Genomic DNA, 952 nt, shown 5'->3' on the forward strand with positions numbered 1-952 from the left:
CTGTCCACGCTAGCCGGTCGTCGCGGAAGTCGCCGACCGCGCTGCGGTCACCGGGCCGCCGGTGGTGGGGTGCCCTGCCAGGGCGGCCCGTCCGGGAAGCGGGTGATCGACCTGGTGCGCGGCCGGGGCGGGGTGCTCCCCGACGGCGCCCGGGTCCGGGTGCGGACCGGCCCGCTCTGCGCCGGCGGATGGCACTACACGATGCTCGACGTGACCGGCCACGAGGCACTCCAGGTGGTCACCGAGGGCCGGCCGGGCGCGCCGCGACTGGTCACCGCCGGCACCGACGTCTGCACGGCCGAGGTCCGCGCCGCCGGTCCGCCCGGCATCCGGACCCTCGTCTGCGACGGCGGGTCGGTCGGCGTACCGGGTGCGTAGGCTGTCGCCATGCCGGGAACACCGCCGACGCGCTTCGTCTACCTCGGGCCCGAGGGCACCTTCGCCGAGCAGGCGCTGAACACCATCCCCGCCGCCGAGCGGGGCAGCCGCACGCCGGCCCGCAGCGTGCCGGAGGCGCTGGACGGCGTACGGGCCGGGGAGGCGGACGCCGCACTGGTGCCGCTGGAGAACTCCATCGGCGGCGCGGTCGGGGTGACCCTCGACGAGCTGGCCGAGGGGGAACCCCTGGTCATCACCCGCGAGGTGATCCTGCCGGTCGAGTTCGTGCTCGCCGCCCGGCCGGGCACGGCGCTCGCGGGCGTCCGCAGCGTCGCCGCCCACCCCCAGGCGTCCACCCAGTGCCGGGGCTGGCTGCGCGCCCACCTGCCGGACGCGGTCGTGGTCGACGTGCTCTCCAACGGCGCGGCCGCGGCGGGAGCCGCCACCGGCGAGTACGACGCGGCGATCTGCGCCCCGATCGGGGCGAACCGGCACCGGCTCGACGTGCTCGCGGACAAGATCGCCGACCACCCGGACGCGGTGACCCGCTTCGCGCTGGTGTCCCGCCCCGGCC

At 77.4% G+C, this 952-nt stretch carries 2 protein-coding genes; both read left to right on the forward strand.

Annotation, left to right across the window (positions count from 1 at the left end; translation table 11 throughout):
- The coding region (locus tag ACSNOB_RS31910) for a hypothetical protein (RefSeq protein WP_436691148.1) at nucleotides 1-378 on the forward strand (378 nt) is incomplete at its 5' end.
- A 9-nt stretch (nucleotides 379-387) separates the two neighbouring features.
- Nucleotides 388-952, forward strand: a 565-nt coding sequence (locus ACSNOB_RS31915) for a prephenate dehydratase domain-containing protein (protein WP_436691150.1), incomplete at its 3' end; no start/stop codon positions are given.

This window comes from Micromonospora sp. URMC 106 (assembly GCF_051386395.1).
Taxonomy (GTDB): domain Bacteria; phylum Actinomycetota; class Actinomycetes; order Mycobacteriales; family Micromonosporaceae; genus Micromonospora.